The organism is Acidisoma sp. C75 (genome assembly GCF_054665095.1).
This window is the reverse complement of the sequence record NZ_BAAFHD010000012.1, coordinates 59,959-77,501: the sequence shown is the minus strand read 5'-3', so window position 1 is coordinate 77,501 and position 17,543 is coordinate 59,959. Positions and strand designations below refer to the sequence as shown.

The 17,543-nt window shown below is 68.7% G+C and carries 16 protein-coding genes; 13 read left to right on the top strand and 3 right to left on the bottom strand.

The window, feature by feature from the left end; genetic code table 11:
- Positions 1-46: 46 nt before the first annotated feature.
- The 7 genes from ACYQ7X_RS15755 to ACYQ7X_RS15725 all read left to right on the top strand — a co-directional run bounded on the left by ACYQ7X_RS15755 (position 47) and on the right by ACYQ7X_RS15725 (position 7,855).
- Entirely contained in the window at positions 47-1,120 is a 1,074-nt protein-coding gene (locus ACYQ7X_RS15755; protein ID WP_459698020.1) for an NAD(P)-dependent alcohol dehydrogenase, read from the top strand.
- 93 nt (positions 1,121-1,213) lie between these two features.
- Complete coding sequence (locus ACYQ7X_RS15750; protein ID WP_459698019.1) at positions 1,214-2,713, top strand: replicative DNA helicase; 1,500 nt, start codon at positions 1,214-1,216, stop codon at positions 2,711-2,713.
- Positions 2,714-2,719: 6 nt separating this feature from the next.
- Complete coding sequence (locus ACYQ7X_RS15745; protein WP_459698018.1) at positions 2,720-4,006, top strand: flavin monoamine oxidase family protein; 1,287 nt, start codon at positions 2,720-2,722, stop codon at positions 4,004-4,006.
- 22 nt (positions 4,007-4,028) lie between these two features.
- The gene (gene alr / locus ACYQ7X_RS15740) at positions 4,029-5,147 is read left to right on the top strand and encodes an alanine racemase (RefSeq protein ID WP_459698017.1); all 1,119 of its coding nucleotides are present in this window, start codon (positions 4,029-4,031) and stop codon (positions 5,145-5,147) included.
- Entirely contained in the window at positions 5,144-5,929 is a 786-nt protein-coding gene (locus ACYQ7X_RS15735; RefSeq protein ID WP_459698016.1) for an MlaE family ABC transporter permease, read from the top strand. Before alr ends, ACYQ7X_RS15735 begins: the two co-directional genes overlap by 4 nt.
- Positions 5,926-6,705 carry an ABC transporter ATP-binding protein gene (locus ACYQ7X_RS15730; RefSeq protein WP_459698015.1) on the top strand — a complete coding sequence of 260 codons (780 nt, stop codon included), beginning with the start codon at positions 5,926-5,928 and terminating at the stop codon, positions 6,703-6,705. The genes ACYQ7X_RS15735 and ACYQ7X_RS15730 overlap by 4 nt, the downstream gene beginning before the upstream one ends.
- Positions 6,706-6,880: 175 nt before the next feature.
- Entirely contained in the window at positions 6,881-7,855 is a 975-nt protein-coding gene (locus ACYQ7X_RS15725) for a malate dehydrogenase (RefSeq protein WP_459698014.1), read from the top strand.
- Positions 7,856-7,964: 109 nt separating this feature from the next.
- Here the strand turns inward: ACYQ7X_RS15725 and ACYQ7X_RS15720 are convergent, their stop codons facing one another.
- Positions 7,965-8,585 carry a YjbE family putative metal transport protein gene (locus ACYQ7X_RS15720; RefSeq protein WP_459698013.1) on the bottom strand — a complete coding sequence of 207 codons (621 nt, stop codon included), beginning with the start codon at positions 8,583-8,585 and terminating at the stop codon, positions 7,965-7,967.
- A 92-nt stretch (positions 8,586-8,677) separates the two neighbouring features.
- Between ACYQ7X_RS15720 and purB the strand changes: the two genes are divergently transcribed.
- Together purB and ACYQ7X_RS15710 are read left to right on the top strand one after the other, a co-directional pair.
- Complete coding sequence (purB, locus tag ACYQ7X_RS15715) at positions 8,678-10,030, top strand: adenylosuccinate lyase (RefSeq protein ID WP_459698012.1); 1,353 nt, start codon at positions 8,678-8,680, stop codon at positions 10,028-10,030.
- Positions 10,031-10,130: 100 nt separating this feature from the next.
- Positions 10,131-11,651, top strand: coding sequence for an exopolysaccharide biosynthesis polyprenyl glycosylphosphotransferase (locus tag ACYQ7X_RS15710; protein ID WP_459698011.1), 1,521 nt, complete (start codon positions 10,131-10,133; stop codon positions 11,649-11,651).
- 95 nt (positions 11,652-11,746) lie between these two features.
- Here the strand turns inward: ACYQ7X_RS15710 and ACYQ7X_RS15705 are convergent, their stop codons facing one another.
- Positions 11,747-12,508 (bottom strand): SDR family oxidoreductase, encoded by a 762-nt coding sequence (locus ACYQ7X_RS15705; protein WP_459698010.1) that lies wholly within the window; start codon positions 12,506-12,508, stop codon positions 11,747-11,749.
- Positions 12,509-12,602: 94 nt separating this feature from the next.
- Between ACYQ7X_RS15705 and ACYQ7X_RS15700 the strand changes: the two genes are divergently transcribed.
- On the top strand, positions 12,603-13,520 hold the full coding sequence (locus ACYQ7X_RS15700) for an AraC family transcriptional regulator (protein ID WP_459698009.1): 918 nt from the start codon (positions 12,603-12,605) through the stop codon (positions 13,518-13,520).
- A gap of 1 nt (position 13,521) precedes the next feature.
- Here ACYQ7X_RS15700 and ACYQ7X_RS15695 read toward each other — a convergent pair whose 3' ends face one another.
- Positions 13,522-14,310, bottom strand: coding sequence for a COG4705 family protein (locus tag ACYQ7X_RS15695; protein WP_459698008.1), 789 nt, complete (start codon positions 14,308-14,310; stop codon positions 13,522-13,524).
- A gap of 293 nt (positions 14,311-14,603) precedes the next feature.
- Here ACYQ7X_RS15695 and ACYQ7X_RS15690 point away from each other — a divergent pair, with 293 nt between their 5' ends.
- From ACYQ7X_RS15690 to ACYQ7X_RS15680, 3 genes are read left to right on the top strand one after another with little or no spacing between them, the layout of a single operon-like run.
- Positions 14,604-15,398 carry a COG4705 family protein gene (locus ACYQ7X_RS15690; RefSeq protein WP_459698007.1) on the top strand — a complete coding sequence of 265 codons (795 nt, stop codon included), beginning with the start codon at positions 14,604-14,606 and terminating at the stop codon, positions 15,396-15,398.
- 33 nt (positions 15,399-15,431) lie between these two features.
- Positions 15,432-16,112: a winged helix-turn-helix domain-containing protein gene (locus ACYQ7X_RS15685; protein ID WP_459698006.1), complete on the top strand. Its 681-nt coding sequence runs from the start codon at positions 15,432-15,434 to the stop codon at positions 16,110-16,112.
- The gene (locus tag ACYQ7X_RS15680) at positions 16,099-17,472 is read left to right on the top strand and encodes a sensor histidine kinase (protein WP_459698005.1); all 1,374 of its coding nucleotides are present in this window, start codon (positions 16,099-16,101) and stop codon (positions 17,470-17,472) included. The genes ACYQ7X_RS15685 and ACYQ7X_RS15680 overlap by 14 nt, the downstream gene beginning before the upstream one ends.
- Positions 17,473-17,543 lie beyond the last annotated feature (71 nt).

Sequence of the window (17,543 nt, the reverse complement as noted above, 5' to 3'; positions counted from 1 at the left end):
CGAGGCTTTATGAAGGAGTTCTCAACGCCAGGGAGCTCGTCGTACCATGGGCAAGATGAAGGCCGCGATCTTTATCGAACCAGGACGGATCATTCTCGGTGAGAAGCCGGTGCCCGAGCCGGGGCCGCTGGACGCCGTCATTCGCGTCACGACGACGACGATCTGCGGCACCGATATCCATATCCTCAAGGGCGAATATCCGGTGGCGCGGGGGCTGACGATCGGGCACGAGCCGGTCGGCATCATCGAAAAGCTCGGCTCGGCGGTGCAGGGCTTCCGTGAGGGCGAGCGGGTGATCGCCGGGGCCATCACGCCTTCGGGCGTCAGCCAGGCCTGCCAGTGCGGCTGCGGCTCCCAGGACGGCGCCGGCACGCGGCATGGCTTCAAGCCGCTGGGCGGCTGGCGCTTCGGCAATACGATCGACGGCGCGCAAGCCGAATACCTTCTGGTGCCGGATGCCTCGGCCAATCTCGCCCGCGTGCCTGATAACCTCACGGACGAGCAGGTACTGATGTGCCCCGATATCATGAGCACCGGCTTCTCGGGTGCGGAAAGCGGGGCGGTCGCGATCGGCGATACGGTCGCGGTTTTCGCCCAGGGCCCGATCGGGCTTTGCGCGACCGCCGGTGCCCGGCTTTCGGGGGCGAGCACCATCATCACGGTCGATGGCCTCGCCGGGCGGCTCGAAATCTCGAAGCGGCTCGGCGCCGATCACACGATCAATTTCCGCGAGATGGACCCGGTGGCGGAGATCATGCGGCTGACGGACGGCCGCGGTGTCGATGTCGCGATCGAGGCGCTCGGCACGCAGAAGACCTTCCAGAACGCGCTCGAAGTGCTGCGGCCGGGCGGCACGCTCTCCAGCCTCGGCGTCTATTCCGGGGATCTCACCATTCCGCTTGGGGCCTTCGGCGCGGGGCTCAAGGATATCAAGATCCTCACCACCCTCTGCCCCGGCGGCAGCGAGCGGATGCGGCGGATGATGGCGGTGGTGGCCTCTGGGCGGGTCGATCTCGGGCCGCTCGTCACCCATCGCTACCGGCTCGACGATATCGAGCAGGCCTATGATCTCTTCGCCCATCAGCGGGACGGTGTGCTCAAGGTCGCGATCACGCCCTGAGGCGGCGGCCCGGCAGCCGCGCCCCTGGTTATCCCCGTCCTTCACAAGCCGCAGGGGGTGCTGCCGGGCGCCCTCCCGGTCTATGATGCGGGGATGGACAACATCGACTCTCCGCTCGCCACCCTCGGCCAGCGGTTGCCGCCCAGCAATCTGCAAGCCGAGCAGGCGCTTCTCGGCGCGCTGCTCGCGAACAACAAGGCCTATGAACGGGTGTCGGAGTTCCTGGCGCCCGAGCATTTCGCCGATCCGATCCATGGGCGCATCTTCCAGGCGATCTCCCGCCGGATCGAGGCCGGGATGCTGGCCGATGCGGTGACGCTCAAGGCCGAGTTCGAGCATTCCGGCGTGCTCGATGAGGTGGGCGGCACCGCCTATCTCGCCCAGCTGCTGACGGCCATGATCGGCATCATCAATGCCGGGGATTACGGCCAGGCGATCCACGATGCCTGGCTCCGCCGCCAGCTCATCGATATCGGCGAAACCCTGGTCAACCGCGCCTTCGGGGCGGAGCCCGAGCTTGACGGCCGCGCCCAGATGGAATCGGCCGAACAGCAGCTCTTCGACCTCGCCACCAAGGGCGGCGCCGAGGGCGGCTTCATCACCTTCGAAAAAGCCCTGACGCTCGCGATCGAAAGCGCCGAGCGGGCCTTCCAGCGGGCGGGCGGGGTTTCCGGCATCTCGACCGGCCTGCGCGATCTCGATGCCAAGACCGGCGGGCTGCATCCCTCCGATCTCGTCATCCTCGCCGGGCGGCCGGGCATGGGCAAAACCGCCCTCGTCACCAAGATCGCTTCGGGTGCGGCGCGGGCTTCGCTTGCCGAGTCGCTCAAGGAGGGCGGCGGGGATCCGCGCATGAAGGGGTCGGTTGCCGTCTTCTCACTGGAAATGAGCGCTGAGCAGCTGGCCGGGCGCCTGCTCGCCGAGGAAGCGCGGGTGAGCGGGGACCGTATCCGCCGCGGCGATATTGGGCCCAAGGATTTCGACCGCTTCGTCCAGGTCGCGCGGGAGATTGCCCAGATCCCGCTGGAGATCGACGATACGCCGGCGATCACCCTTTCGGCGCTGCGCACCCGCTGCCGGCGCCTCAAGCGCAGCAAGGGCCTCTGCCTCGTCATCGTCGATTATCTCCAGCTCATGCGCCCGGCGGCGGGCACACGGCCGGAAAGCCGCGTGCTCGAAATCAGCATGATCACCCAGGGGCTGAAGGCGCTGGCCAAGGAGCTATCGGTCCCCGTGGTCGCGCTCTCGCAGCTCAGCCGCGCGGTCGAAAGCCGCGAGGACAAGCGGCCGCAGCTCTCCGATCTGCGCGAATCGGGCTCGATCGAGCAGGATGCCGATATGGTGATGTTCATCTATCGCGACGAATATTACCTCGCCCAGCGCGCGCCCAAGCAGATGGCCTTCGAATCGGAGGACAAGTTCCAGGCCGCGCTCGACAAGTGGCAGCAGGATATGGAGCGGGTGCATAACAAGGCGGAGCTTTACGTTGCCAAGCAGCGCCATGGGCCGACCGGCAAGATCGACCTCTTCTTCGAGGGCGAATTCACCCGCTTCGGTGATCTCGATCAGGTGCATCAGGAAAGCCACGGATAGCGGGCGATGGCGGAAGTCGATGCCGTGATCGTGGGGGCGGGTGCGGCCGGGCTCGCGGCGGCAGCCGCCCTGCAAGCGGCGGGCAAGCGCACCCTCATCCTCGAAGCGGCGGCTGAGCCCGGTGGCCGGGCGCGAACGACGCGGCCGGCGCTGCTCGGCGGCGCCTGGCTCGATGAAGGCGCGGCCTGGCTGCATATCGCCGAGCGCAACCCGCTGGTGCCGCTCGCCGAGGCCCGCGGTATCCCGCTCCGCCAAGCCTTTCGCTCGGAAAGCAGGATGCGGATCGCCGGGCGCGCGGCGACCGAGGCGGAGCGCGCGGCCTATGAGGAGGCCGCCGCCGACTGGCAGCGGATCGTGATGAGCGCGCCGGCGGCGCCCGATACCGATCTCGCGAGCGCGATCGGCCCCTTCCGCCATGAAAACCCCTGGGCGCCGACCATCGAGGCCTGGGAGGCGAGCCTCATCGAGGCGGCGGACGCGCCCGATCTCAGCCTCGCCGATTTCCGCCTCAACCAGTTGGAGGGCGGCAACCTCATCGCCCCGCAGGGCCTCGGCACGCTGCTGCTCGATCTGCTGCTGCCAGCCGCTGGCCCGCTGCGGCTCTCCTGCCCAGTGGCGCGGATCTGCTGGGGCGGCAGGGAGGTTCGGGTGGAGACGCCGCAGGGCAGCGTCACCGCGGGGGCAGCGATCGTCACCGTCTCCACCGGCGTGCTCAATGCCGGGGGCATCGCCTTCGATCCGCCCTTGCCGGCGGAAACGGCCGAGGCGGTGGCTGGCCTGCCGATGGGCCTGCTGAGCAAGGTCGTGCTGCGCGCGGCGGGCGCCGGGCGGCTCGGCCTGCCGGCGCAGACGCATCTTTTCGCCAAGCGGGAGCGGCTGGGCGATCCCTTCGTCAGCTTCATCGCCTGGCCGCGCGGGGAGGATCACGTCATCGGCTTCATCGGCGGTCAGGGCGCCTGGACGATCGCCGCCGATCCGCGCGCGGCGGATGCGTTGATGCGGGCGCAATGGCGCGCCATGCTGGGGGCCGAGGCCACGGCGATCTTTGCCGAAGGCTGCTTTGCCACGCGCTGGGGCACCGATCCGCACCATCTCGGCGCCTATAGCTATGCCCGGCCGGGGGCGACCGCCGGGCGCCAGCGCTTGTCAGAGCCGCTCGGCGGCGGGAAGCTGCTCTTCGCGGGGGAGGCCTGCCGCACCGATGGCTCGGCCGGCACCGTCGGTGGGGCGGTGCTGGATGGCAGGCGCGCCGCCGCAATGCTGTTGGGTCGGAAGGACAAGGGCGATCATTGAGCCATTCGCGGCCGGCGGGTCGGTGCTGGAAATCAATCTCGCGGCGCTCGCCCGCAACTGGCATCTGCTCTGCGCCCGGCATGCGGGCAGCACCCCGCCCTTGCCCGCAGCCGATGGCGCGCCAGCCCCGCTCGCCAGGCGGCAGACCGCCGCCGTGCTCAAGGCCAATGCCTACGGGCTCGGCGCGGTGGAGATCGCCGCCCGCCTGCATGCCGAGGGCTGCCGGCATTTCTTCACCGCCCATCTGATGGAGGCGGTGGAGATCCGGCCCAAGGTTCCGGGCGCCCTCGTCGTCGTGCTGCACGGGCTCGGGCCGGGCGAGGAGGAGGTTTTCATCGAGCATGGCCTCGCCCCGGCGCTCGCCACCATGGGCGAGGTTGCCGCCTGGAATGCGGCCGCCATGCGGGCCGGGCGCAAGCTGCCGGCTCTCCTGCATGTCGATACCGGGATGAACCGCACCGGCCTCGCCCCGGCCGAGGCGCGGGCGCTGGCCGGGCGGCAGTATTGCAGCGCCGGCCTCGATCTTCGCTATGTCATGACGCATCTGGTGGCGGCCGACAGCCCCGGCCACCCGGCCAATGCGACGCAGGCAGCGCGCTTCGCGGAGATTGCCGCGCTCTTCCCAGGCGTGCCGCGCTCGCTCGCCAATTCCTCCGGCATCTTTCTGGGCGAGGCTTTCGCTTCCGACCTCGCCCGCCCAGGCGCCGCGCTCTACGGCATCAACCCGACGCCTGGGGAAGCCAATCCGATGCAGACGGTCGCTTGCCTGCGGGCCCGGGTGATGGCGCTGCGCGAGGTGCCGGTGGGCAATGGCGTCGGCTACGATCATCAATGGCGCGCCCCGCGGCCAAGCCGCATCGCCACCCTGCCGATCGGCTATGCCGATGGCTATCACCGGCTGCTCGGCAATCGCGCCGAGGTCTCGATCGGCGGGCGGCTCTGCCCCGTCGTCGGCCGGGTCTCGATGGATCTCGTCACCATCGACGTGACGGACTGCCCCGAGGCGCAGATCGGCTCCTGGGCGGAGGTGATCGGGCCGGATATTCCGCCCGAGCGGCTGGCCGCGCGGGCCGAGACCAATGCCTATGAAATCCTCACCGCTCTGGGCAGGCGCTTCCATCGAGTCTATCTGAACGCATGAACGCGATTCTGAATGCCGTGGCGGCGCTTGGCCGCTGGGCGATTTCGTCCCTCCGCTCCACCGGGGCCCTGGCGATCTTCGCAGCCGAAGGGCTGGTGAACATCCTCCTGCCCCCCTTCTATCCGCGCCTCGTCGGGCGCGCGCTCATCTCGATGGGCTTCCTCTCGCTCCCCGTGGTCGCGCTCACCGCCATCTTCGCGGGCATGGTGATCGCGCTGCAATCCTATACCGGCTTCGCCCGCTATGCCGCGCAGAGCCAGACGGCGAGCATCGTCGCCCTCTCGGTCACCCGCGAACTGGGGCCGGTGCTGGCGGCGCTGATGATGGCGGGGCGGGCGGGGGCGGCCATGGCGGCTGAGCTTGGCACCATGCGCGTGACGGACCAGATCGACGCTTTGCAGACGCTCGCCACCAAGCCGATGAAATATCTTGTGGCACCCCGGCTGCTTGCCGGCATCATCGCCATGCCGCTGCTTGTCATCGTCGCTGATATCCTCGGCGTGCTCGGCGGTTTCATCGTCTGCACCGTCAAGCTCGGCTTCGATGGCCCGGCCTTCATCCAGAGCGTCTATGCGGCGCTGGAACCGGGAGACGTGACGCTCGGCCTCGCCAAGGCGGTGGTCTTCGGCTTCGTCATCGCGCTCTCGGGCTGCTTTCACGGCTATCGCAGCCGCGGCGGGGCAGAGGGCGTCGGCTCGGCCACCACCTCGGCCGTCGTCATGGCCTCCGTGCTGGTGCTGGCGCTCGACTATGTCATGACCGAGGTTTTCTTCTCCCGATGAGCGACGCCAGCCAGCCGAAAATCCGCATCCGCGGCCTGTGCAAGGCCTTCGGGGACAAGCAGGTGCTGGATGGGGTGGATCTCGATGTCGCGGCCGGCACCTCCATGGTGGTCATCGGCGGCTCGGGCACCGGCAAATCCGTCCTGCTCAAATGCATCCTCGGGCTGATCGAGCCCGATGCGGGCGTGATCGAGATCGACGGGCAGGATATCCTGGCCCTCGGCCCCCGCGCGCGGGAAGCGGCGCGGGGTGAGATCGGGATGCTGTTCCAGAACGGCGCGCTTTTCGACAGCATGACCGTGCGCGACAATGTCGCCTTCGGCCTCATCGCCAAGCGGCGCACCCCGCGGGCGGCGGCGCATGCCCGGGCGGATAAGGTGCTCGGCCAGGTCGGGCTCGCGCCTTCGGTCGGCGATCTCGCGCCCGCCGAGCTTTCGGGCGGCATGCAGAAGCGCGTGGCGCTCGCCCGCGCCATCGCCTCCGAACCCGCGATCATGTTCTTCGACGAGCCGACGACCGGGCTCGACCCAATCATGGGCGCGGTGATCGACGGCCTCATCGTCGATTGCGTGCGCGGCCTCGGCAGCACGGCGATCGCCATCACGCATGACATGGCGAGCTGCCGCCGCATCGGGGACCGTGCCGCCATGCTGCACAAGGGCCGCATCATCTGGGAAGGCCCGGCGGCGGCACTGATGGAGACGGGCAATCCCGTGGTCGATCAGTTCACCCATGGCCGGCGCGAGGGGCCGATCCAGATGGAATTGCGGCGCTAGGCGCGGCCGGCGCAGGCCCCGATCCGAAGCCTTATGAAGGCCGGGTTGCGCCGCCCTCGCATTGTGCGGAGCCCTGAATCCCGCTAGGGCGATGGCATTCATCGGCCGGGCGGATTGGAAAGCGCCGCTGCTCGGCGCATACAGCAGCTCTCTTTTCAGAACATAGGACGCTCATATGTCTCGTCCCGCGAAACGCGTAACCGTGACCGGCGCCGCCGGCCAGATCTGCTACGCGCTGCTCTTCCGCCTGGCCCAGGGCGATGTGTTCGGACGCGATCAGCCGATCATCCTCCAGCTGCTCGATCTGCCCCAGGCGCAGGCAGCCGTCGGCGGCGTGGTGATGGAACTGCAGGACTGCGCCTTCCCGCTGCTCCAGGATGTCGTCATCACCGACGATCCGGCCACCGCCTTCCGCGATGCCGATGCCGCCTTCCTGGTGGGCTCGCGCCCGCGCTCGAAGGGGATGGAGCGGAGCGACCTGCTTTCTGCCAATGCCGAGATCTTCAAGGTGCAGGGCCGGGCGCTGAACGAGAATGCCAAGCGCGATGCGCGGGTGCTCGTGGTCGGCAACCCGGCCAATACCAATGCCGCCATTCTCGCCGCCTTCGCCCCCGATTTCCCCAAGGAAAACGTGACGGCGATGGTCCGGCTGGACCATAACCGCGCCCTCTCCCAGTTGGCCGCCAAGGCGGGCGTGCCGGTCGCCGCGATCGAGCGGATGATCATCTGGGGCAACCACTCCCCCACCATGTTCGCCGATTGGCGCTTCGCGACGGCCGATGGCCGCAGCCTGCCCGCGCTCGTCAATGACGAGAGCTGGTATCGCGAGACCTTCATTCCGAAGGTCGCCCAGCGCGGCACGGCGATCATCGAGGCGCGCGGCGCTTCCTCCGCCGCTTCCGCCGCCAATGCCGCGATCGACCATATGCGCGATTGGGTGCAGGGCACAGCGGGCGGCTGGGTCTCCATGGCCGTTCCCTCGGATGGCTCCTACGGCATCCCGGAAGGCATCATGGCCGGCGTGCCGGTGACCTGCGCCGATGGCCGCTATGAGCGGGTGACCGGCCTCGAGATCGACGATTTCGCCCGCGCCCGGATCGACCATACGGTGAACGAGTTGCGCGAAGAGATCGCCGCCGCGCTGCGCTGAGGCGCCACGATCGCGCCGCCCGTGCTCTGCGCGGGCCCTGCGGTACCTGCCCCGGCGACCGTGCCGGGGCAGGTAGCGGGCGAGGGGCGTGACTTGCGGGGCTACCCGGTCAATGCAGGCCGGGCAGGCCGCCGAAATGCACGACGACGCGGTGCGTCCCTTCCCAGATCATCTTGAGCGCCACGAAGAGCACCACGGCGAGGCCGATCCAGGCGATCCACCGGCGCTTTTCGAGCTGCTTGGCGATGACGCTGGCGGCGATCCCCATCAGCACCACCGAGAGCAGCAGCCCGCCCGCCAGGATATAGGGGTGGTCATGGGCGGCGCCGGCGACCGCGAGGACATTGTCGAGGCTCATCGAAATATCCGCGAGCGCGATCTGCATCGCCGCCTGCAAGGGGGTCTTGGCGAGGGCGGGCGGCCCGCCGGCCAGATGCGCCCCGCGCTGGCGGAGTTCGCGATACATCTTCCAGCAGACCCAGAGCAGCAGCAGCCCGCCCGCCAGGGTGAGCCCGACGATCGCGAGCAGCCGCAGCGCCACCATCGCCATGAGGATGCGCACCACCACCGCGAAGCCGATGCCCGTCAGCACCGCGATCCGCCGCTGCGCGGGCGCGAGGCCGGCGACCGCGAGGCCGATGACGACCGCATTATCCCCCGCGAGCACGAGGTCGATCATCAGCACCTGGGCGAGGGCGGAGAGTTGAGAGAGCAGCATGGCTTCGTTCATTCCCTGTCATCGGGAGCAAAGGCCGTTCTTGTCAACGGAGGCGGCGGGGTTTAGGGCGGCCCTGCAACGCCCCCTCTTCCCGGAGAGATCATATGGTTCCCCGCTATTCCCGGCCCGAGATGGCCGCCATCTTCGCGCCCATCAACCGCTATCGCATCTGGTTCGAGATCGAGGCGCTGGCGGCCGAGGGCATGGCCATGGTGGGCGCGGTTCCGCAAGCGGCAGCGCACACCATTCGCGAGCGCGGGGCGCCGATGCTCGCCGCGATGACGGAGGCGGATGTCGCGAAGATCGACGCGATCGAGCAGGTCACCCGGCATGACGTGATCGCCTTCCTGACCTGGCTCGCCGAGGGGGTGGGCGAGGATAGCCGCTTCGTGCATCTCGGCATGACGAGTTCGGACGTGCTCGATACCGCGCTCGCCGTGCAGCTGACCCAGGCGACCGACCTGCTTATCGCCGATGTCGATGCCGTGCTCGCCGCGCTCAAGAAGCAGGCATATACACATAAGCATACGTTAACGATCGGCCGCAGCCACGGGATCCATGCCGAGCCGACCAGCTTTGGCCTCAAGATGGCCGGCCACTACGCTGAATTTCAACGCAATCGCGCGCGTTTGGTGGCAGCGCGGGCGGAGATCGCGACCTGCGCCATCTCCGGCGCCGTCGGCACTTTCGCGCATCTCGATCCACGGGTGGAAAACTATGTCGCCGAAAAGCTCGGCCTCGCGCCGGAGCCCGTCTCTACCCAGGTCATCCCGCGGGATCGCCATGCCGCCTGGTTCGCGGCGCTCGCCCTTGTCGCTTCCGGGATCGAGCGGCTCGCGACCGAGGTGCGGCACCTGCAGCGCTCCGAGGTGCGCGAGGCGGAAGAGTTCTTCCATGCCGGGCAGAAGGGCTCTTCGGCCATGCCGCATAAGCGCAACCCGGTCTTGAGCGAGAACCTCACCGGCCTTGCCCGGGTGGTGCGCGCGGGCCTGGTGCCCGCGCTGGAGAATGTCGCCCTCTGGCACGAGCGGGATATCAGCCACTCCTCGGCCGAGCGGGTCTTCGTGCCCGATGCCGCGATCGCGCTCGATTTCGCGCTCCACCGCCTGGCGACGATGATGGAGAAGCTCCTCGTCTATCCCGAGCGGATGGCCGCCAATATCGAATCGCTCGGCGGCGTCGTGCATAGCGGGGAGGTGCTGCTCGCGCTGGCGCGGGCCGGCATCCTGCGGGAGGACGCCTACCGGATCGTGCAGCGGAACGCGATGGAGACCTGGACGAAGCTCGGCACCCCCGAGGGCCGCAGCTTCCGCGCCAATCTCGATGCCGATCCGGAGGTCGCGGGCCGAGTGCTACCAGAAGTCCTCGACGAGGCGATGGACAGCCGCATGCATCTGCGGGCGCTCGACGCGCTCTATCAGCGCGTCTTCGGCGAGCCGGGGCCGGGCCGCGCCTAATTCCGGGCGTGCTCCAGAATTAACTTGATACGTTAACGAAACAATAATACGAAAGGCGTAGCGGAGAGGTGCGATTTCAGGTGGAGGCTTAGGCGCAGCCATGTCGCGGATGACCCACGACGTTTCGCTGCCTGAGATCGGCCCGCAACGCCTCTCCGCGCCCCATCCCGCGCTTCTGCTGGCCATGGCCGATGCCGCCGCAGTCATTCTCTCGGGCCTCGCCTGCCGCGCCCTCAATGTAGCCGGCCATGCCGGGCATACGCCCCGGGAAATCCTCGTGGTCGGCGCCACGGCGGTGCTTTGCCTGCTGCTGCTCCACCATCGCGGGCTCTATGCGCTCGCCCCGCGGCCAAGCTCGGGCGGCCGGTCGCTCGCCCTCATCATCACCGTCGCGCATGGTTTCGCGCTCCTGCTGCTGGCCCTGTTGTTTTGGGAACAGGTGCAGAACGTCTGGCCGATCGGCGGGGGGCAAGGGCCGGCTGGACAGGGCGAGGCGGATAGTCTGCTCGCCACCAACCGCAACTGGCTGTTTTCCTGGGCGGTCCTCGCTCCTCTGACGCTCCTGGTGCTCCGCCGGCCGGTGGAAGCGGTCTTCGCTGCCGGCGAGGCGGCGCCCGCGCCGCGCCGCGCGCTGGTGCTGGGCGATGCCGCTTCGGCCGCGCGGCTTGCCCGCAGGCTCGCCCGCGGCCAGGAATTCGGCCAGGCGGTCGAAGTCGTCGCCTGCTATCTGCGCGGGCCGGCCGATGCGGCCGAGGCGGTGGCAGCATCCGCCGGCTGGCCGCAGCTCGGCGGCTTCCGCGCGGCACGCGCGGCCCTCTCGCGCGGGGATGCCGATCTGCTGCTCATCGCCTTGCCGGAAGCGGCGGGGCGGACCATCGCCGCGATCCGCCGAGCGATGGCGGGCCTCGCCGTCGATATCTGGCTCGCGCCCGATATGGCCTGGCTCGAGGAAGCGCCGGCCCGCTTCTCCTCCCTCGCCGGCCTGCCGTTCTTCACGCTGCAGGAGAAGCCCTTCTCGGGCGGCGCCGCCTTCGTCAAGCGGGCCGAGGATCTTCTACTCGGCGGCCTGCTCATCCTGCTGGCCGCGCCGCTCATGCTGCTCATCGCGTTGGCCGTGCGGCTCAGCTCCCCGGGCCCGGTTCTGTTCGTGCAGCCGCGCCTCGGCCTCAACGGCCGCATCATCCATGTGCTGAAATTCCGCTCGATGCGCGAGGAGGCGGCGGACCCGCTGGGCGCCGAGCAGGCGGCGGCGGGTGATCGGCGCATCACCCCGGTCGGCCGGCTGCTCCGCCGCGCGAGCCTGGACGAGCTGCCGCAGCTTCTCAACGTGCTCGGCGGCAGCATGTCGCTCGTTGGGCCGCGGCCGCATGCGCTCGGCACGGTGGCGGGGGGGCTGCCTTTCGGGGAAGCCGATGTCGGCTATCCGGCGCGCCATCGCGTCAAACCCGGGATGACCGGCTGGGCCCAGGTGCGTGGCCTGCGGGGCGAGACCGAGACGGTCGAGAAGCTGCGCGCCCGGGTGGCGCACGATCTCTTCTACATCGCCCGCTGGTCGCTGTGGTTCGATCTCCGCATCCTGGTGATGACGCTCGGCGTCGTGCTCCGGGGTGAGGGCGTCTGACGCGCGGCGGGCGATCTCTACAGACCGCCGCGCCCCGCCCGGTGCCGGGCCTCACCGGCCGCCCGCCCGCCCGAACGGGGCCCCGGCGCCCGCCTTCAGGCTGCCCCCACCTGGCGCGCGGCGCTCAGCGCATCCGCCCCGGCATAGAGGCGGGCCGGCGCCGCCGCATCGGTCGCGGCCCGCCACACCGCCTCCGCCACATCCCGCGGCCGGGTGAGTTCCTGCTGCGGGCCGGTGAGCCGGGCGATCACCGCCTGGCCGAGCGCGGCATAGGGTTCGGGAAACTCCAACGCGGCGGGGGAGAGTGCGCGGGCATTCTCCCCGAAGCGGGTATCGGGCGCGAGGCCGGGCAGTACCAGGCGGACCTGGATATCGAAGGGTGCCAGTTCCAGCGCGAAGGATTCGGTGAAGGCATTCACCGCCGCCTTGCTCGCGGTATAGACCGAGAGGAGCGGCAGCGACACGAGCGTGACCGTCGATGTCACGTTGACGATGACGCCGGAGCGGCGGGCGCGGAATTGCGGCAGCACCGCCTGGATCATCGCCATGGTGCCGAAGGTATTGGTCTCGAAAATGCGCCGCGCGATCTCGATCGGCGTGCCTTCCAGCGCGTTCAGCCAGCCGATCCCGGCATTGTTGACGAGCACGTCGATCTCGCCGGCAGCGGCGACTGCCGCGGCGATGCTCGCGCCGTCCGTCACGTCGAGCGGGAGGAGTTCGAGATTCGGGGCCGGGGGAAGGATATCGGCGCGGGGCTTGCGCATGGTGGCGAGCACGCGCCAGCCGCGTTCGAGGAAGTAGGTGGCGGTTTCCAGGCCGAAGCCCGAGGAACAGCCGGTAATGAGGACGGATTTCATGATGGCTCCTGCCGATTGAGGCAAGCGCAGGGTAGGCGCTGCCTGCCGGACGGTCTATTATGGAACATCCGAAAAACATTAGGGCGCGTCCGAATTGTCCGATCCGCTGGCCGACATCATCACGCTGCTCCGCCCGAAGATGGCCTTCAGCAAGGTCGCCAGCGGCTCCGGCCCCTGGCGTTTGCGCAAGGAGCGGGATGGGCACCTGTTCTACTGCGCGGTGGTGCTCGGCGGTTGCCGTTTGCAGGTGGAGGGCCAGGCACCGGTGCTGCTCGGCACCAATGATTTCGTGCTGATCCCGGAAGCCGCCTCCTTCACCATGACCAGCCTGCATCCGGAGGCGGAGGCGCAGCCGCTCGCCATGCCCGAGCAACTGCCGACGGGCGAATACTGGCTCGGCCCGCGCGGCCAGCCGGCCAATGTGCGCAGCCTCGTCGGCCATTGCACCTTCGCCTCGCCCGATACTGGCCTGCTGGTCTCGCTACTGCCCGATGTCGTGCATGTCAGGGAAGAGCCGCGGCTCGCGACGCTGGTGATGCTGCTCGGCGAGGAAGCGCGCAGCATGCGGCCGGGGCAGGATGTGGTGCTCGGCCATCTCCTGGCCGTCATGCTCATCGAAGCCTTCCGCTCCGCCCCCGGCCTTGCCGCAGCCCCCGGATTGCTGCGCGGGCTGCGCGATGAACGGCTGGCCGCAGCCATCCGCCGGATGCACGAAGCGCCGGAGCGGGGCTGGAGCGTCGCGCAGCTCGCCAGGGAAGCGGCGCTCTCCCGCTCAGCGTTTTCCGAGCGATTCAGCCGCGAGGTGGGCGTGGCGCCGATGACCTATCTGCTCAACTGGCGGATGGCACTGGCGAGAAGCCTGCTGCGCCAGCAGGAGCGGGGGCTCGCCGAAGTGGCCGAGAGGGTCGGCTACCGCTCGGCGAGCGCCTTCAGCGTCGCCTTCACCCGCCATGTCGGGCAGCCACCCGCCCGCTACGCCCGTGGCGCGGCGGCGGAGGCGGGCGGCGCTTAGCCTAGAGCCGGTCGCCGCCTTCGGCGCGCGCGAGGTGGCGCCGATCCTCCGCCGCGCGGCCCGCGCCACGCAAGCTCGCCATCCCCACCAGCAGCAGGATCGCCGCTGTCAGTACGAGCGCGACGTGCCCGCTGCCGAGCCCCTTGCCGCCCCAGGAGACCGGCTTGCCGGCCCAATCGGCGAAGGATGCGCCGAGCGGGCGCGTCATGATGTAGGAAATCCAGAAGGCTGGAATGCTGCCGAGCGCGCCTGCCCGGTACAGCAGGCCGGGGGCCAGAAACAGCGCCAGGAAGAGCAGACCGGAGTAGAAAAAGCCGAAGCCAAGCGTCGCGGCCGTCATATCCCCCGCCGCCGTGCCGAGCGCGAAGGTCGCGCAGATCGCCAGCCAGTAATAGAATTCCCGCTTGCGGGTAGTGATGTGGTGGATCGAGAGCGTGCCCTCGCTGCGATACCAGAGCAGGAAGACGAGGCCGAGGATGGTGGCGAAGCCGAGCGTGGAGGCGAGGTAGGGCACGCCGATCACCACATGCAGGATATCCGCCGCCATCGTGCCGACGATCGCGACCATGACGACGAGCAGCCAGTAGATCGCCGCGCGATAGCGCCGCTGCCGGAATTGCAGGACGAAGGCGAGGCAGAGGGCCGCGGTGCAGAGCAGCACGGCGAGCACCGGGTTCCAGTGAAAGACGAGATAATCGGAGGTCGCTTCGCCCATCGCTGTCGTCAGGATCTTGATGATCCAGAAGATCAGCGTGATTTCCGGCACCTTGGATTGCACCAGCGCCGTCATGAAGCTCTGTGGGTGAGGGTGATCGGGGCGTATCGTCAACGCTCTCTGTCTCCGCGCCATGGGTCGTGGTCCTTGGGCGGGCGGGCGCGGCAGGCCCGCGCCCGCACCGGCCCGCGCCTCCTTTAGGCGGTCTGCCGCGCCCCTGTCATCGTCGCCAGGGTAAGATTGGGAAAAGCCAATCTTGGGCGCAAGCTCCGCCAAGCTCGGGCATGGCAGAGGAGGGGCGAAGCGGCGCGCCCGCCCCGCGGGCATCGCGGCGGATGGCCGCGCAGCGCAGCAGCACAGGAGAGATCATGCGCATCACCACCATGCCCCTCGGCGAAAGCCAGCAGAGCCTGCTCAACAAGGTGCCCGAAGTCACCCTCATCTTCTGGGTGATCAAGATCATGGCGACGACGGTCGGCGAAACCGCGGCCGATTTCCTCAACATCAAGATGGGCTTCGGCCTGACCGGCACCTCGATCGTGATGTCGGTCCTGCTCATCGGCGTCATCATCCAGCAGATCCGCAGCCCGCGCTACATCCCGTCCCTCTACTGGCTCAGTGTCGTCATGGTCAGCGTCGTCGGCACGCTGATCACCGACAATCTCAGCGACAATATGGGCGTGAGCCTGCTCATCTCCACCCCGGTCTTCGCGGTCATCCTCGCGATCACCTTCGCGGTTTGGTATGCTTCCGAAAAGACCCTCTCGATCCACACGATCTATACCCGCAAGCGGGAACTCTTCTACTGGGCGGCGATCCTCTTCACCTTCGCGCTCGGCACCGCGGCCGGCGACCTCATGGCCGAGCGCCTGGCCCTCGGCTATTTCCCGTCGCTGCTGATCTTCGCCATCATGATCGCGGCGATCACCGCCTATCACTTCCTCTGGCAGGGCAATGCGATCCTCTGCTTCTGGCTCGCCTATATCCTCACCCGGCCGCTCGGCGCTTCCTGCGGCGATCTGCTGTCGCAGCCCGTCGGCAATGGCGGCCTCGGCCTCGGTACCACGGCGACCAGCGCCATCTTCCTCCTTGTCATCCTCGGCCTCGTCTGGTTTCTCACCACCGCCCGCAAGCGCGAATTGGCGGCCGAGCGCCTCGGCTGAGGCGGGAGAGGGCGGCGGAGGGAAGAGGCGGGCATGCGCGTTCTACTCGTCGAGGATGATCAGGAGACCGCCGCCTACGTCCTGCGCGGCCTGCGCGAGCATGGCCATCAGGCGGATCATGCCGCCGACGGGCGGGACGGCATCTTCATGGCCGGCAGCGTGGAGTACGACGTGATGATCGTGGACCGCATGTTGCCGGTGATGGAGGGGTTGAGCTTCGTGCGTGCCATCCGCAGCGCCGGGGTGCAGACCCCGGTGCTCTTCCTCACCGCGCTCCGCGGCGTGGGGGACCGGGTGCAGGGCCTGGAGGCGGGGGCGGATGATTACCTCGTCAAGCCCTTCGCCTTCGCTGAATTGCTCGCCCGCCTGCAGGCGCTCGCCCGCCGCCCGCCGCTGCAAAGCGCGCCGACGGCGCTGCGCATCGGCGATCTGGAACTCGACCTGCTGAAGCGCTCGGTCTCCCGCGCGGGCGAGCGGGTCGATCTGCAGCCGCGGGAGTATCTCCTGCTCGAATACCTCATGCGCCATGCCGAGCGCATCGTGACGCGCACCATGCTGCTCGAAGGTGTGTGGGAATTCCATTTCGATCCAAAGACGAATATCGTGGAGAGCCATATGAGCCGGCTGCGCGCCAAGATCTCGCTCGGCGGCCGCCATCCGGAGATGATCCACACCGTGCGCGGCTCGGGCTATATCCTGCGTGCCCCCGTTTAGGCTGATCCGCACCGCGAGCTTTCGCTTCGCGGCGCTCTATGTCCTGCTCTTCGTCGTCTCGGCGGCGATCCTCGGCGTCGCCGTTTTCCTCTCGGCGCGCAGCAGTCTCGAACAGCAGCTGACGGCCAGCGTCGAATCGGACGCTGCCTTCCTCAAATCGGAATATCAGCGCGGCGGGCTCGATCATCTGAAAGCTCTCATCAATGCGCGCCAGCGCGAGCCGGACGCGCCGGACTATCTGCTGCAAACCGCCGAGGGCCAGCGCCTCGCCGGCGAGATCGACGGCGTTTCCGGCTTGCGGCCGGGCTGGGCGGTATTGAACACGCATGAGGCCGGCCTCGACCTCGAACAGCCCGAGCAGTTGCACGCCCTGGTGGTCGATCTCGGCGGCGGGCTGCGGCTCGCGGTCGGGGATGATCTCTCGCGCATCGGCGAGGTGGAGGAGGCGATTGCTTCCGCCTTCGCCTGGGTCGTCGGCCTCGCGGTCATTCTCGGCATCGGCGGTGGCATCCTGATCTCGCGCGCCTTCCTCAATCGGGTGGATATCATCGGCCGCACGGCGGAGGCGATCATCGCGGGCGATCTCTCGCGCCGCATCCCGCTGCGCGGCGATGGCGATTTCGACCGGCTTTCCGCCACCCTCAACCATATGCTCGACCGTATCAGCAGTCTGATGGAAACCTTGCGGCAGGTGAGTTCCGACATCGCGCACGATCTGCGGACGCCGCTTTCCCGCCTCTACCAGAAGCTCGAGAATGCGCGGGACGGGGCGCATACGGCCGCGGATTACGCCGAGGCGGTGGAGGCGGCGCTGCGCGATGCGGAGGCGCTGATGGAGACCTTCTCGGCGCTTCTGCGCATCGCCCAGGTGGAAGGCGCCCCGCCGCGCGCGAGCTTCCGCCCCGTCGATCTCAGCGCCGTGCTGGAAGCGGTGATCGACGCGTACGAGCCCGATGCCGAGGATGCCGGGCATCACTTCGTGAGCGAGATCGCGCCGCATATCGTCGTCGATGGCGACAAGGAATTGCTCACCCAGGCGATCGCCAATCTGCTGGAGAACGCGCTGCGGCATACGCCGCCCGGCACGGTGGTGCGCCTGCGGCTGCCGGGCGATGCGCAGCCGGGCCGGGGCCCGCGCCTGATGATCGAGGATGACGGCCCCGGCGTCACCGCGAGCGACCTGCCGCGGCTGACGGATCGCTTCTATCGCGCTGAGCGCAGCCGGACCTCGGCCGGCAACGGGCTCGGCCTCAGCCTCGTCGCGGCGGTGGCGGAGTTGCACGGCGCACGGCTGGTCTTCGAGCGGCTGGAGCCGGGCTTTCGCGCAAGCCTGGCCTTTCCGCCCCGCTGGGCGGACTGAGCGCGCGGGCGTGGGCGCATGCTGCGGTTGGCATGCGCGATTTGTCATCCACCATCGCCCCGGGCTCTGTT